Source organism: Bizionia saleffrena, assembly GCF_008086175.1.
Classification (GTDB): domain Bacteria; phylum Bacteroidota; class Bacteroidia; order Flavobacteriales; family Flavobacteriaceae; genus Bizionia; species Bizionia saleffrena.
Window position 1 is genome coordinate 158,305 of sequence record NZ_VSKM01000001.1, and the last position, 15,326, is coordinate 173,630.

The 15,326-nt window shown below is 35.6% G+C and carries 10 protein-coding genes; 9 read left to right on the forward strand and 1 reads right to left on the reverse strand.

Features of this window, described 5'->3' with window-relative positions; all coding sequences use genetic code 11:
* The first annotated feature begins 45 nt into the window (after positions 1 to 45).
* The 3 genes from ES676_RS00730 to ES676_RS00740 all read left to right on the forward strand — a co-directional run bounded on the left by ES676_RS00730 (position 46) and on the right by ES676_RS00740 (position 5,320).
* Entirely contained in the window at positions 46 to 1,884 is a 1,839-nt protein-coding gene (locus tag ES676_RS00730; protein ID WP_148368118.1) for a Xaa-Pro dipeptidyl-peptidase, read from the forward strand.
* A 161-nt stretch (positions 1,885 to 2,045) separates the two neighbouring features.
* Positions 2,046 to 2,993, forward strand: coding sequence for a tRNA dihydrouridine synthase (locus tag ES676_RS00735; RefSeq protein ID WP_148368119.1), 948 nt, complete (start codon positions 2,046 to 2,048; stop codon positions 2,991 to 2,993).
* A 134-nt stretch (positions 2,994 to 3,127) separates the two neighbouring features.
* Positions 3,128 to 5,320 carry a B12-binding domain-containing radical SAM protein gene (locus tag ES676_RS00740; protein ID WP_148368120.1) on the forward strand — a complete coding sequence of 731 codons (2,193 nt, stop codon included), beginning with the start codon at positions 3,128 to 3,130 and terminating at the stop codon, positions 5,318 to 5,320.
* A gap of 115 nt (positions 5,321 to 5,435) precedes the next feature.
* Here the strand turns inward: ES676_RS00740 and ES676_RS00745 are convergent, their stop codons facing one another.
* Positions 5,436 to 6,065: a LysE family translocator gene (locus tag ES676_RS00745; protein ID WP_148368121.1), complete on the reverse strand. Its 630-nt coding sequence runs from the start codon at positions 6,063 to 6,065 to the stop codon at positions 5,436 to 5,438.
* 258 nt (positions 6,066 to 6,323) lie between these two features.
* Between ES676_RS00745 and ES676_RS00750 the strand changes: the two genes are divergently transcribed.
* From ES676_RS00750 to ES676_RS00775, 6 genes are all read left to right on the forward strand, one after another.
* On the forward strand, positions 6,324 to 8,582 hold the full coding sequence (locus ES676_RS00750) for an FUSC family protein (protein WP_215731626.1): 2,259 nt from the start codon (positions 6,324 to 6,326) through the stop codon (positions 8,580 to 8,582).
* A gap of 173 nt (positions 8,583 to 8,755) precedes the next feature.
* Complete coding sequence (locus ES676_RS00755) at positions 8,756 to 9,991, forward strand: DEAD/DEAH box helicase (protein WP_148368122.1); 1,236 nt, start codon at positions 8,756 to 8,758, stop codon at positions 9,989 to 9,991.
* A 52-nt stretch (positions 9,992 to 10,043) separates the two neighbouring features.
* Positions 10,044 to 11,027, forward strand: coding sequence for a carboxypeptidase-like regulatory domain-containing protein (locus ES676_RS00760; RefSeq protein WP_148368123.1), 984 nt, complete (start codon positions 10,044 to 10,046; stop codon positions 11,025 to 11,027).
* Positions 11,028 to 11,247: 220 nt separating this feature from the next.
* The gene (locus ES676_RS00765) at positions 11,248 to 13,461 is read left to right on the forward strand and encodes a RelA/SpoT family protein (protein ID WP_148368124.1); all 2,214 of its coding nucleotides are present in this window, start codon (positions 11,248 to 11,250) and stop codon (positions 13,459 to 13,461) included.
* A gap of 94 nt (positions 13,462 to 13,555) precedes the next feature.
* Entirely contained in the window at positions 13,556 to 14,011 is a 456-nt protein-coding gene (locus ES676_RS00770; protein ID WP_148368125.1) for a Fur family transcriptional regulator, read from the forward strand.
* Between the two features lie 7 nt (positions 14,012 to 14,018).
* Positions 14,019 to 15,290 (forward strand): adenylosuccinate synthase, encoded by a 1,272-nt coding sequence (locus ES676_RS00775; RefSeq protein ID WP_148368126.1) that lies wholly within the window; start codon positions 14,019 to 14,021, stop codon positions 15,288 to 15,290.
* Positions 15,291 to 15,326 lie beyond the last annotated feature (36 nt).

Here is a 15,326-nt window from a genome sequence, read left to right on the forward strand (position 1 = left end):
ACTGATACACCATCTTAAAAAGACTTTACATAAAATTCCTTTATAATGAAAAAACAAACTACAAGACTAATTGCATTTCTGCTAATTACATTTGTGTCGTTAACAACCACTGCACAAAACAAGATAAAACCCGTCTTCCAAGATGGCGAAGCACAAATAGTTAAAGCGTTTAGCTCACCAAAAGATTGGATTCGTCACGACCTTTGGGTAGAGACAAATACTAATACCGATGGCGATGACCTCCTAGACCGCGTTCACGTTTCGGTAACAAGACCGCAACAAACAGAAACCGAAGGTTTAAAACTTCCAATCGTTTATGTTACAAGTCCGTATTTTGCGGGTGTCGCACCAGATGTTCACGGTATTATGTGGGATGTAAAGCACGAGCTTGGTGAACCCGCTTCAAAAGAGCGCGTGCATCCCGAAGTTACACGTTTAGGAGAACGACCAATTATTTCTAATTCTCATATTTCGAAATGGGTACCACGTGGTTATATCGTGGTACATTCTTCGTCTCCTGGAACTGGCTTATCGCAAGGTGCGCCAACGTTAGGAGGAGAAAATGAAGCCTTAGCACCCAAAGCTGTTATCGATTGGTTAAATGGTCGTGTCGATGGTTACACAACGCCCCATGGTAACGAAAAAGTTACAGCCTATTGGTCTACTGGAAAAGTCGGTATGACGGGGACTTCATTTAACGGAACATTACCTTTAGCAGCGGCTACCACAGGAGTAAAGGGTTTAGAAGCGATTATCCCGATTGCGCCAAACACATCGTATTATCACTATTACCGATCTAACGGATTGGTACGTTCTCCGGGCGGTTATTTGGGTGAGGATATTGATGTTTTATACGATTTTATACATAGTGGTGACACAGCGAATAGAGCGCATAACAATAAAGTCATTAGAGACACTGAGTTGGTTCCAAATATGGACAGATTAACAGGTGATTATAATGATTTTTGGGCCAGCCGCGACTATTTAAATCAGATGAAACCAATGACAGCAGCCTTATTAATGTCGCATGGTTTCAACGATTGGAATGTGATGCCAGAACACAGCTACCGTATTTACAAGCAAGCGGAAGCGCAAGGTATTCCGTCGCAAATTTATTACCACCAACAAGGGCATGGGGGACCACCACCGATGACGATGATGAACCGTTGGTTTACTCATTATTTACACGGTGTTGAAAACGGTGTTGAGAACGATGCTAAGGCTTGGATTGTTCGTGAAAACGACAAAAATGATAATCCTACAGCCTACGCTAATTACCCGAATCCAAGTGCCGAAGATGTTACTTTATATGTGGGTAAAGGCGGAGAAACAAACGGAAGCCTAAACACTACCAAAACGACAAAGAATACTAAAGAAACGCTTATCGACGATTATAATTTTTCGGGTGGAAATTTAGCGCAAGCAACAACATCAAGACATAGGTTATTATACTCTACTCCTATTTTAAAAGAAGCGTTACACCTTTCTGGAGAAGCTAGGATTACTATAAAATTAGCGAGTAGCAAACCAGCAGCAAATTTATCGGTGTGGTTAGTATCGCTACCTTGGAATCCGGCAAAAAAGGCGAAAATCACAGATAATATTATCACAAGAGGTTGGGCCGATCCTCAAAATCACAAATCAATAACAGAGAGTTCGCCCTTAAATCCAGGTGAATTTTACGAAATAACTTTTAACCTTATGCCAGATGACCAGATTATTCCTAAAGGTCAGCAAATAGGATTAATGGTTTTTTCTAGTGATTCTGAATTTACAATCTTGCCAAAACCGGGTACCGAATTAACTATAGATTTACAAGGCACTGCGTTAACCTTACCAATTGTTGGTGGTAAAAAAGCCTTAACAAAAGCAACACGCAACTAAACGCACTTCATTATTTAGTTTAAACCCACTTTAAGGCTTACCAAAAGCTTTAAAGTGGGTTTACGTTTTAAGATCTCTATACTTTTTTATTTATTTATTTTTGATAGTATACACACTTTTTAAAATTGGAATTCAACTATCTTTGTGGCACATTTTAAATTATGAATTTCAAATTATTGTCTTCACCTTTACAAGGTTTTACAGATTACCGTTTTCGTAACGCGCAACAAAAATATTTTGGCGGCATCGATACGTTTTATGCCCCATATATTCGTTTAAACGGAAAACTAAAAATTAAGTCGTCGTACGCGCGCGATTTATTACCTGAAAACAACACCACTTTGGAGGTTATTCCGCAAGTTATAACAAACGATGCCGAAGAGTTTTTATTTGTTGCCAAATACGTGCGCGAATTGGGTTATAAAGAATTGAATTGGAATTTAGGGTGCCCTTACCCAATGGTTACCAAGCGCGGAATGGGCTCGGGACTCATTTGCGACCCCAATAAAATTGATGCTATTTTAGAGCGTGCTCACAGCGAAACTGATATTTTGGTTTCTATGAAAATGAGAATGGGTTACGAAAATCCTGAAGAAATATTACACACCTTCCCTATTTTAGAAAAATATCCGCTTAAAAACATTGCGATTCACGCGCGCATTGGAAAACAATTATATAAAGGCGGGGTGAATTTAGATGCTTTTCAGAAATGTATTGAAGTGTCAAAACAGAAACTCTATTATAACGGCGATATCACAACTGTTAAAGGGTTTAAAGCAATGCAAGAACACTTCCCATCTATCGATCATTTTATGATTGGTCGTGGCTTAATTGCGGATCCTTTTTTGCCTAGTATGATAAAAAATAACACCACCGAATACCCTAAAAACCGCTGGTCCGTTTTTAAAGACTTTCACGATGAGATTTACCAGCAATACGATGCTGTACTTTCGGGGCCAACGCCTATAAAAATGAAAATGCTCGGTTTTTGGGACTATTTCTCGCAGTCATTTTCTAATCCGCAAAAAACGTATAAGAAAATCAAAAAAGCATCAAATCCCGTAAAATATCAACAAGCCGTTGCGGAGATATTGAATAATGAAAAATAATTATTAGAGAACGCTTTCTCATTCCCAGCAATTTGTAACATCACCAGATTCCAAATACGTATTTAGAGGTTTTTTAGAAATTGAAATAACACCTGTTTCTTTTCGATTATCTTTGCTTCATTCAACTTTAAACTATGCAAAAAGACCTTTTACTTATTACGCCACCTTTTACCCAATTAAATACGCCGTATCCTGCCACGGCGTATTTAAAAGGATTTTTAAATACGAAAGCAATTAGTGCCTTTCAGATGGATTTAGGTATCGAGGTTATTCTTAAATTATTTACTAAAGACACCTTTGCGCAACTCTTTGATTATGCTTATAAAAATGACACGATTGTTACCGCCAACGGGCAACGTATTTATAGCTTAAGACACGAATACTTACAACCTTTGGACGTGGTTATTCGGTTTCTACAAGGAAAAAACAGCACGTTTGCACGACAAATTTGCACTTTAAACTTCCTACCGCAGGCCTCGCGTTTTGAGCAATTAGACGATTTAGACTATGCTTTTGGTTTAATGGGAATGCAAGATAAAGCCAAGCATTTAGCCACTCTATATTTAGAAGATTTATCCGATTTTATTATAGAATGTATCGATCCTAATTTTGGATTTAGTCGCTATGCTGAACGATTAGGCCATAGCGCCAATGCATTTGATGAATTGTATAATGAGCTACAAAAAGAACGAACTCACATTGATACCATTACCGTAGATCTTTTAGAACGCCAATTACATAAGACGAAACCTAAACTCGTTTGTTTTTCGGTACCTTTCCCGGGAAATTTATATAGCGCTTTTAGATGTGCTCAGTATATTAAAACCCACTACCCAACTATAAAAATAGCGATGGGTGGGGGTTTCCCAAATACAGAATTACGCTCGTTAACCGATTCACGCGTTTTTGAATTCTTTGATTTTATTACTTTAGATGATGGTGAATTACCTATAGAATTACTTCACACAAATCTTAGCAAAACAGAAGAACCACAAGAGTATAAACGTACTTTTTTATTAGAAAATGATACGGTTACTTATAAAAACAATGCGGTTACACCCGATTATAAACAAGCGCAAGTAGGCACACCCGATTATAGTGATTTATTACTAACGGACTATGTTTCGGTTATTGAAATCGCCAACCCAATGCACAGTTTATGGAGCGATGGCCGATGGAATAAACTAACAATGGCACACGGTTGCTATTGGGGGAAATGTACCTTTTGCGATATATCGCTCGATTATATAAAAATTTACGAGCCTATAGCTGCCAAGTTACTCGTGGACCGGATGGAAGAGCTTATCGCCCAAACTAGCGAATATGGTTTTCATTTTGTAGACGAAGCCGCGCCACCAGCTTTAATGAAAGCGCTGGCATTAGAAATTATAAAACGAAAGCTCGTAGTGTCATGGTGGACGAACATTCGGTTTGAAAAAAACTTTACCAAAGACCTTTGTTTATTACTAAAAACATCGGGTTGCATTGCTATTTCTGGCGGATTAGAAGTCGCTTCCGATAGGCTTTTAAAATTAATAGACAAAGGTGTAACGGTAAAACAAGTGGCACAAGTTACCCGCAATCTTACCGAAGCCAATATTATGGTGCACTCCTATTTAATGTATGGCTACCCCACGCAAACCGAACAAGAAACGGTAGACAGTTTAGAGATGGTGCGACAGCTTTTCGAAATCGGTATTTTACAATCTGGGTTTTGGCATCAGTTTGCTTTAACAGCACATAGCCCCATAGGTATAAATCCTTCAGATTATGGGGTAACACCACATTACAACACAATTTCATTCGCTAATAACGATGTTCATTTTTCAGATATTACAGGAATTGATCATTCTAAATTCAGTTATGGATTAAAGAAGTCTTTATTCAATTTTATGCACGGTATTGGATTTGAATTGCCGTTACAAAATTGGTTTGATTTTGATATTTCTGAAACCTCTATTCCGCATCAATTTATTGAAGAATGTATCGAAAACGAACAACTATTCAGCACCAAACCTACCGCTAAAATTGTATGGCTAGGACAATGGCCGCTAGTTGAAGAAACGTCTAAAACTAAAAAAGGCCAGACATTTCACCAATTACAACTTACATTTCACTCCAAAACCGATGCGATTACCATTACCTTAAATAAAGATCACGGAGACTGGTTTTTAGATCAACTAGATCTTTTACTGCCGCACAATGCTAAACTGCCCACCTTTTCACAATTAAAAAAGAATTTTGAAACCACGTTTGAAGATTTTGAATTATTCTGGTATTCTAAACCGTTATTAAAACTAAGAGGCGCTGGTTTATTGGTCCTTTAACTACTGAAAGCAAAAAAGGATCACCTGTTTAAAATGATCCTTTTTTGTTGTATAATTCAATTACTATGGACTCCCCTATAGTTTAGAATACGAGGTCATCGCAATAATACACCGATTATTTCTTAGTGAGCGCGATTTTTAATCCCATTAGTATAAAAATAATTCCCGTACATTTATTCATCCAATAATCCGCTTTCGGGTTTTGCATTATTTTTTTTGAAAAGGTACCCGCAAAAAATGTTAGTATTAAATACCAAGCGACTCCAATGATAGCGAAGGTAACTCCTAAAATAATAAAAGGTAACGCACTTTCTAATTGCGCAGGACTTATAAACTGAGGAAAAAAGGCTAAGAAAAACAAAGCGACTTTTGGGTTTAGGGTATTAGTAATTAATCCTGAAATAAAGTTTTCTCGTCCCGTATTCATTTTCTGATCTGCAGCAACTGTTTTAACCATCCCTTTTTTACTAAAAAGACTTGAAATTCCTAAAATGATTAAATAGGCTGCCCCAATATATTTTATAATAGAAAAAGCCATTGCCGATTTTGCTACAATAATCGATAATCCTAAGGCTGCAAACAAGGTGTGAACCAAGATCCCAGTGTTAATTCCTAATGTGGAATATACGCCCGCTTTTTTACCTTGACCAATAGACTTATTTAACACAAAAATAGTGTCTATTCCCGGTGTCATCACAAAAAAAAGTGCCGTGATAATAAACGTCATAAAATTTTCTATTCCCATAACCTTAGTTTTAAATTATTAATAAAAACAGCCTACAAAAGTAAACTTAATTTTAAAGCTCATCCGTTCTTTTTTAAAGATTAACAAATTATTTAGATTCCTTTTTAATTCGGCCGTTATATTCTTTTCTATATAAATTAATTAAGCGACCTTAGAGTTGTATTTTAAAAAACGCTTTACCCAAACGTCCTGCTTTTAATCATAAATTAACATTGCGCTATTTAGCTCGCAAAACAATTAAACTATCTTTGCCATACAATGCAAAACAAGATAAAAAACAACATTAAAACCATAGAGTTATTTTTAAAAGGATCTAGCTTTTACAGAGGGATTGTGCTTACCATTGCGGTGGTCATTCCTTTATTTTTATTTAACTATATCGACATTTTTAAATATGCTCCCTCCATTGTTTTAGGAGCCTTTTTAAGCGCACCTAGTGATATTCCCGGTAGTTTAAAACGTAAAATAAACGGTGTTTTAATTACTATTATTTTAAGCACGCTCGTCACCTTTATCATTTTAATTTGTAAACCCGTTTTTATTGTATTATTACTCGTTATTGCCGCATTGAGTTTTTTAATTTCAATGATTTCCGTCTACGGTTTTAGAGCGTCGTTAATTTCCTTTTCTGGGTTACTAGCTATTGTTTTATCGCTTGCCGTTAGTAAACCCGATATGCAGTCGATACTTATTCACACTGGTTTAATAGCCGTTGGTGGTATATGGTATTTAGTGGTGTCTTTATTAGCAGGATGGATTGCACCCAAAAAGGATGACGATCAGTTATTATCTGATACACTTCTGTTAACGGGAAAATATTTAAAAATTAGAGCTAAACTACTTTCGAAACCTCATAAACGCGACAAATTCTCGAAAAAAGCACTTATTATTCAAACGCAAATTAGTGAAAAGCACGAGACGCTTAGAGAGTTATTGTTAGAAGGCAGAAAACGTTCAGGACGTTCGCATTCTAACGAGAGACGCTTGCTTATTTTTATCTCTTCGGTAGATATTTTTGAACTGGCTTTAACAAACACCTTGGATTACTCAAAAATCGACACACTTTTCGGGGTTAATAGACAGCATTTAAAAGCCTTCAAAAAAATGAATAAAGTAATGGGAAACCATCTCATTACGTTATCTGAGTTATTAATAAAAAAAGGGCAACTTCCAGACGATACTATCTTAAACACAACGCTAGATGAAACCCTACAAGCTATTCAAGATTACAAGAACGAAATTACGCTACCCAAAGCGAGAGAAGGCGCTATAACATTAAGAAACTTAAACGAATACCAAAAGCAATTATTAGAAGAAATAAAAGCCATTCGTCGTGTTTTAGGCAAGGTTAAAAGCAGTTCTAAAGTACTGTTAAAGGATCAAGAATCGCAACAATTTTTAACCTTACAAGAGTATCGCTTCAATATTATCGTTCAAAATTTTAGCTTAAAATCGCCAATGTTTAGGCACGCACTTCGTATAGCTGTAGCCATCGTTTTTGGTTTTGCTGTTGGTAGTGTATTAGGCGTTAAAAATGCCTATTGGATAGCATTGACCATTATTGTAATTATGCGCCCAAATTATGGTTTAACTAAAGAGCGCTCTAAAAATCGGATTATAGGCACTTTAATTGGGGCCGTTATCGCTTCGGCGATTGTTATAATAACAGAGAACACTACCGTGTATATGGTCCTTGCTATTATCTCTTTAACTTTTGCCTTCTCCCTTATACAGCAAAGTTATAAAGCAGGTGCAGCATTTATTACATTAACCATTGTGTTCGTGTATGCACTTATGGACCCAAATGCGTTTGAGGTGATTCAATATCGTGTTATAGATACTATTTTGGGCGCCGGAATTGCCGTACTTGCCAATTATGCATTACTACCGAGTTGGGAGTATAAAAATTTAGACGGTGTTATTTTTGAGGTTATTCAGGCTAATAATAATTATTTACAAGCCACAAAAACTTTATATCACAAAAAAGGAACTAACCATTTAGAGTATAAAGTATATCGAAAAAAAGCGTTTTTAGCGATGAGTAATCTTAATGCCGCTTTTCAGCGCTTAACACAAGACCCGAAATCGAAGCAAAAAGAATCTGTGTTAATTTATGATATTGTAACGCTTAATCACACCATACTTTCAGCCATCGCTTCAATAGGAAGCTATACTATAAATAATAACACAACTAATCCTTCGGAAGAATTTGATATTCTTATCGCGGGTATTTCAACGTCTCTAAACAATGCGGCCTCCTTATTAAATAAAGACGAGATGCAAAAACTTTACAAGCCGAAACACATACAATGGGCTCAAGAAAAACTAATAGCGAATTACGATACTTTATCGCAGGCTAGAGATAAAGATATCGCAGCAGGTAATGTTGCTATTGATAGTGATTTTTTATTGCATTTGCGAGAAGCCCATTTAATTACCAATCAATTAATTTGGTTAAAAACGTTAAGTAGTAATTTACGAAAAGTTACGGTTAAATATAAAGCTGCTTTTAGTTAAAACAAGTACTGGTCACCGCTTCATTTCCTTGATGCTCTAAATGATCTAAGGCACAACCTACTAAATTTGCTGTACTAAAATAAATGTCACTAATAAAATAAGAAACCACAATCGGTTTTTTATTAGGCTTCCGCACCAATTTTTTCGTTTATCTTTGCGTTAAATATCCATTTATGTCATTTAAAGACTTACAGCTTAACAGACCGATTTTAAGAGCCATTGCCGAAAAAGGTTACGACAACCCCACGTTGGTTCAAGAAAAAACAATTCCTTTAGTGTTAGAAAACAAAGATGTTGTTGTTTCGGCACAAACAGGAACCGGTAAAACGGCTGCATTTGCATTGCCCATTTTACAACGGTTGTACGATAAGCAAGACGCGCCAAAAAAAGGAAAGAAAATTCGTGCGTTAGTTGTAAGTCCTACACGCGAATTAGCCATTCAAATTAATGAAAATTTTGAAACTTATGCGACGTACACCAATCTTAAAACTACAGTCGTTTTTGGTGGTACTTCAATAGAACCTCAAAAGGATATTTTAAAACAGGGAGTCGATATATTAATTGCTACCCCTGGGCGTTTATTAGATTTACACAAGCAAGATATTATCAATCTTGATTTTATTGAAACGTTAGTTTTAGATGAAGCCGATTTAATGCTGGATATGGGGTTTATAGACGATGTTAGAAAAATAGAACGTCTCTGTCCTAAGAATAAGCAAACGCTTTTATTTTCGGCTACGATTCCTTTTAAAGTTCAAGATTTAGCTAAGACTATTTTAAAAGATCCAAAACGTGTTGAAGTGGCTCAAAATTCTTCAACCTCTAAAAATGTCAATCAGGCGCTATATTACGTACCTAAACCTAAAAAAATAGAATTGTGTTTGCATTTGTTACGCAACACGATTAAAGGGCGCATCATTATTTTTCGACGTACAAAATTCGGTGTCGATAAATTAGAAAAAACCTTATTAAGAAATGGTTACAAAGCTAATAGCATACACGGTGATAAAAGTCAAACAGAAAGACAAGACGCCTTAAATAGCTTTAAGAAAAAGGAATTCAATATTCTTATTGCAACCGATGTCGCTGCTCGTGGAATTGATATTTTAAATTTAGACGCGGTTATTAACTTCGATGTGCCAAATGTACCAGAAACGTACGTGCATAGAATAGGGCGAACTGCTCGTGCCGGTAATACTGGTGGGGCGTATTCATTTTGTTCTGCAGACGAAAAAGATTACGTTACTAATATTCAGAAATTAATCCATTTACAGTTGGACGTAATAGACGAACACCCTTATCCTCTAGATCCAAAAGCCGAAGCTGTTATACACAAAAAACAAGGATCTAAACACAGAAAAGGGCGTAAAAGTGAAGGTTCTAAAAAGAAAAAGAAACGCTGGTATTAATTTATAAAGCTTAAATAGAGACGATTTAAAAGTATTTACTATTTTTAGCAGTATGAATTTTAATCACTACTTCTTTTTAGCGCTATTATATGTTCCGTTTTTTGGTTTCTCTCAGAATACAAGTATCATTTCTGAGACTCAAGAATCCGTTTCGTTTGCCTCTATTTCCTTTGGGAATGGTAACGGTATCTTTGCCGATGATGAGGGCAAATTCTATTTTACTAAAAAACTGTACAGCGATATCGATACCCTGTATATTTCTGCTTTGGGATATAAAGATCTTAAAATCACTACTAAAAACTTACCAAACACACTCGTTTTAGAAAGTAGAATTGATAAACTTCAAGAAGTTATCGTAAAAAATAAACCGTCGGGACCGTTTAAAATTGAAGAAATAAAACCAACCACACACGACGATTATTACCAATGTTGGTTACCCACAATAGAATCGGAAATAGCCGTATTCTTCCCCAATGAAACCCAACAAACGAAACGATTAACGACCCTGTATTTACCTATTAAAGTGGAAGCAAAATCCTGGCGAAAAAGAAAACGAGCAAATGCTGAAAAACGATCGTTTTCGACTTTATTTAGAGTTCAGTTTTACGAGAATAACGACGGATTGCCTGGCGACATTTTAACTTATGATAAAGTCGTATTTATCGCTACTGAGGATTATGAAAAAATATACGAACTCGATATTAAAAAATACGATATTTTTGTTCCGAAATCGGGCGTTTTTGTATCTATTCAAGTTCTAGGTTACACCGACGATAAGGGCAAACTCCTACCTCATAAAAAATACCAAGAAGTAAAAACAACGCGCGGTACTGTAAAAGTATCGACAACCTTTAGACCTTTATTACCTTTTACAAATGCTATTATTAAGAAACAAACGTACGTAAAACGCGTGTTTTTAAATGGTGGGAAATGGGTGCTTTACGCTAAAGAAAACATTAAGAATTCTAATCTTTTATCGTCGGGATTAAATAATTATGGTATGGGTTTAGAAATGGAAGTATATTCTAAAAATTAAGAGCGCTAGTCTCATCTTATAAGCAGTGTTTCCTTCAAATTTGATAGTCTGATTCCTTTTATTGTCGCAGGTTAATTTCCATTACCCTATATTTTGTTTTTCAACGTATAAAAAAGGCTCTAGCACCTTTACGTTTCTATTAGTGAACCGCTTAAAATACTTCAATTAAAAAGTCAAAAAAGACATTGAAAATTTAAAATTTTATGTTATTTTTAAATATATGACAGAAATAGATATTGAGAAGGAAAATGCGGCTATCGCTAAGGCATACAAGAATTTATTAAAGGTTAGTTATACAACACTTTCGGATGACGACAAAAAACTAATTAGAAAAGCATTTGATGTTGCTGTTGATGCGCACAAAGACCAACGACGAAAGAGTGGAGAAGCCTATATTTTTCACCCTATTGCCGTGGCTAATATTGTTGCTTCGGAAATAGGATTAGATGCCACCTCTATTGCTGCTGCCTTATTACATGATGTTGTTGAGGATAGTGATGATTACCAAACCGAGGATATTGAACGCCTTTTTGGGGCTACCGTTGCCAAAATTGTTGACGGGTTAACCAAAATTTCGTCATTAAAAACAGATGCCGATGTTTCGCTACAAGCCGAAAATTTCAGGAAAATGTTATTAACTCTAAATGACGATGTACGCGTAATTATTATTAAAATCGCCGATAGACTCCACAATATGCAAACTATGGAATCTATGCGCCCTGATAAACAGGAAAAAATAGCTAGCGAAACTCTTTATATATATGCACCACTAGCACACAGAATTGGACTTTATAACATAAAAAGCGAACTTGAAGATTTAGGATTAAAATACACCGAACCAGACGTCTACTTCGATATTTTAACCAAAATGAAAGAAAGTAAGCAGGAACAAGATGTTTACATTAAAGAGTTTAATAATATTATTAAAAACTCTCTGGATAAAGAAGGCTTGAATTATGAGATAAAAGGCCGACCAAAATCTATTTTTTCAATTAAAAGAAAAATGGATAAACAAGGGGTGGCGTTTGATGAAGTGTACGACAAATTCGCCGTGAGAATTATCTATAAAGCGGATACCGATGGTAATGAGAAATTTATTGCTTGGAAAATTTACTCTGTCGTTACCGATCACTTCAGACCCAATCCAACACGATTAAGAGACTGGATTTCCTCACCGAAATCTACAGGTTACGAGGCGCTACACATTACTGTTATGGGCCCAAAAGGACGTTGGGTAGAAGTGCAAATTCGTAGCCGAAGAATGAACGAAATTGCAGAAAAAGGGTACGCTGCGCACTATAAATACAAAAACAATGACAAGGAAGACAGTTTAGACGTTTGGATTAATCGTTTGCAGGAAGCATTAGAAAATAATGAAACTAATGCCGTAGATTTTGTCGAGCAGTTTAAACTGAATTTATATTCCAAAGAGATTTTTGTTTTCACACCAAAAGGAGATTTAAAATCGTTGCCAAAAGGTGCGACACCTTTAGATTTTGCCTTTAGTATTCATACCGAAGTAGGAATGAAAACTCGTGGCGCAAAAGTAAACGGCAAGTTAGTACCTTTAAGTCACGAGTTAAAAAGTGGTGATCAGGTCGATATTTTAACTTCTGAAAATGTAAAACCAAATCCTAATTGGTTAGACTATGCAACCACGTCTCGAGCCCGTGGCAAAATAAAATCATTACTTAAAGAGAAAAATAAAGAAATAGCTGAAGATGGCAAGGAAATTTTAAGACGTAAATTAAAACAACTTAAAATTACACTTAACGAAAACTCGGTGAATGAAATGGTAAGCCATTTTAAACTTAAAACCAGTTTAGACTTATTTTATCGCGTAGGTATTGGCACTATTAGCAACCCGATGCTAAAAGAATATGCCGCGTCCAGAAGCAACGCGTTAATGAGTTTCTTTAAAAATAAAATGGCTAGAAAACCCTCTCTTAATAAAGAGGATGTTGAAAAAGATGAAATTACAGACAAGTACGATATGCTTGTTTTTGGTAAAGAAGAAGAAAAATTAGACTATAAATTAGCGACGTGTTGCAACCCTATTCCGGGCGATTCGGTATTTGGTTTTTTAACGATTAATGAAGGTATAAAAATCCATAAAAAGAGTTGTCCAAACGCATTAAGTATGCATTCTAATTATGCCTACCGCATTATGCAAGCCAAATGGATAGACTCTTCACAACAGGAATTCGCAGCTCAAATTATTTTATCAGGCATCGATAACTTAGGTCTTGTAAATGAAATGACTAAGGTGATTTCTTCAAATATGAACGTTAATATGACCAGTTTGAGTTTTAAAACCGAAGATGGTATATTTTCAGGAAAAATCAATGTTATTGTAAAAAACAAAACACTGCTTAAAAAAGTAATGGATAACCTAAAAAAAGTGACTGGTATAGACAAAGTATATCGCACTTAAATTACATTGGTTATAACAATTAATTAATACTATCTTTAAACTCTAAAATTATTAGAGTTCACCTAAAAAAAATATGTAAATTTGCGATGAAATTATGAGCATAGATACAGAAAATAAAAATCAAGAAATAGTTAAAAACGTTTTTACAACTTTTTTAGAGGGTAACGGGCATCGAAAAACTCCCGAACGCTACGCTATACTTCAAGAAATCTATAACAACAAAGAACATTTTGATATTGAGTCGTTATATCTCAGTATGAAAAACAAAAAATATAGAGTAAGTCGCGCAACTCTTTATAATACTATAGATTTACTTTTAGAGTGCGGTTTAGTACGTAAACATCAGTTTGGACAAAATCAAGCGCATTACGAGAAATCGTATTTCGACAAACAGCATGATCACGTTATACTTACCGACACAGGAGAAGTTATAGAATTTTGCGATCCGCGAATTCAATCAATTAAAAAAACGATTGAAGAAGTTTTTGATATTAAAATTAATAACCACTCGCTTTACTTTTACGGAACAAAAAACACAACAACAAAATAATTATATAATGGCAGTAGACTTACTACTAGGATTACAATGGGGAGATGAAGGCAAAGGAAAAATTGTCGACGTATTAACCTCCAAATACAATATCATTGCGCGTTTTCAGGGAGGACCAAACGCAGGTCATACTTTAGTCTTTAACGGAAAAAAACACGTTCTTCATACAATTCCATCAGGAATTTTCCATAAAGAAGCGGCAAATTTAGTGGGTAACGGTGTTGTTATAGATCCAGTTATCTTTAAGAAAGAGCTTGACAAATTAGAAGAGCAAGGTGTAGATTACAGAAAATCACTTTTAATTTCTCGTAAAGCACACATTATTTTACCAACGCACCGTTTATTGGATGCTGCTAGTGAAGCCTCAAAAGGAAAAGCCAAAATTGGCTCTACGTTAAAAGGTATTGGTCCAACATATATGGACAAAACGGGTAGAAATGGATTGCGTGTTGGCGATTTAGAATTAACCAATTGGAAAGAAAAATACAGAGCTTTAGCAGATAAACATGAAGCAATGATTGACTTTCACAATGTTGAAATACAGTACGACTTAGCAGAATTAGAAACTGAATTTTTTGAAGCTGTTAAAGTTTTAAAATCTTTAAAAATCATTGATTCTGAAGAATATGTTCACCAAGCTCAGAAATCAGGAAAAACTATTCTAGCTGAAGGTGCTCAAGGGTCTTTATTAGATATCGATTTCGGCACCTATCCCTTTGTAACCTCTAGTAATACTACCGCTGCTGGTGCCTGTACAGGTTTAGGTGTTGCCCCTAATCAAATTGGCGAAGTTTTTGGCATATTTAAAGCGTACACAACACGTGTTGGTTCTGGCCCCTTCCCTACTGAGTTATTCGACGAAGATGGTGCACAGATGGCTAAAATTGGTCAGGAATTTGGCGCAACAACAGGCCGCGCAAGACGTTGTGGTTGGTTAGATCTAGTAGCTCTAAAATACGCTTGTCAAGTAAATGGTGTAACGCAATTAATGATGATGAAAGCCGATGTTTTATCTGGTTTTAAAACTTTAAAAGTGGCAACTGCTTATACGTACCAAGGCGAAACAATAGAACATTTACCTTATAATATTGAGCCGGAAAACGTAACACCGCTTTACAAAGATTTTAAAGGTTGGAGTGAAGATTTAACGGGTATGGAAGATTCTTCAACGTTACCAGAGGCTCTAAATGAGTACATTGCCTTCCTAGAAAAAGAATTAGAAATCCCTATTACTATTGTATCTGTTGGACCAGATAGAAAACAAACTATTTTTAGGTAATTACTTATTATCAATAAAAACTGAACCTGCCTAGAC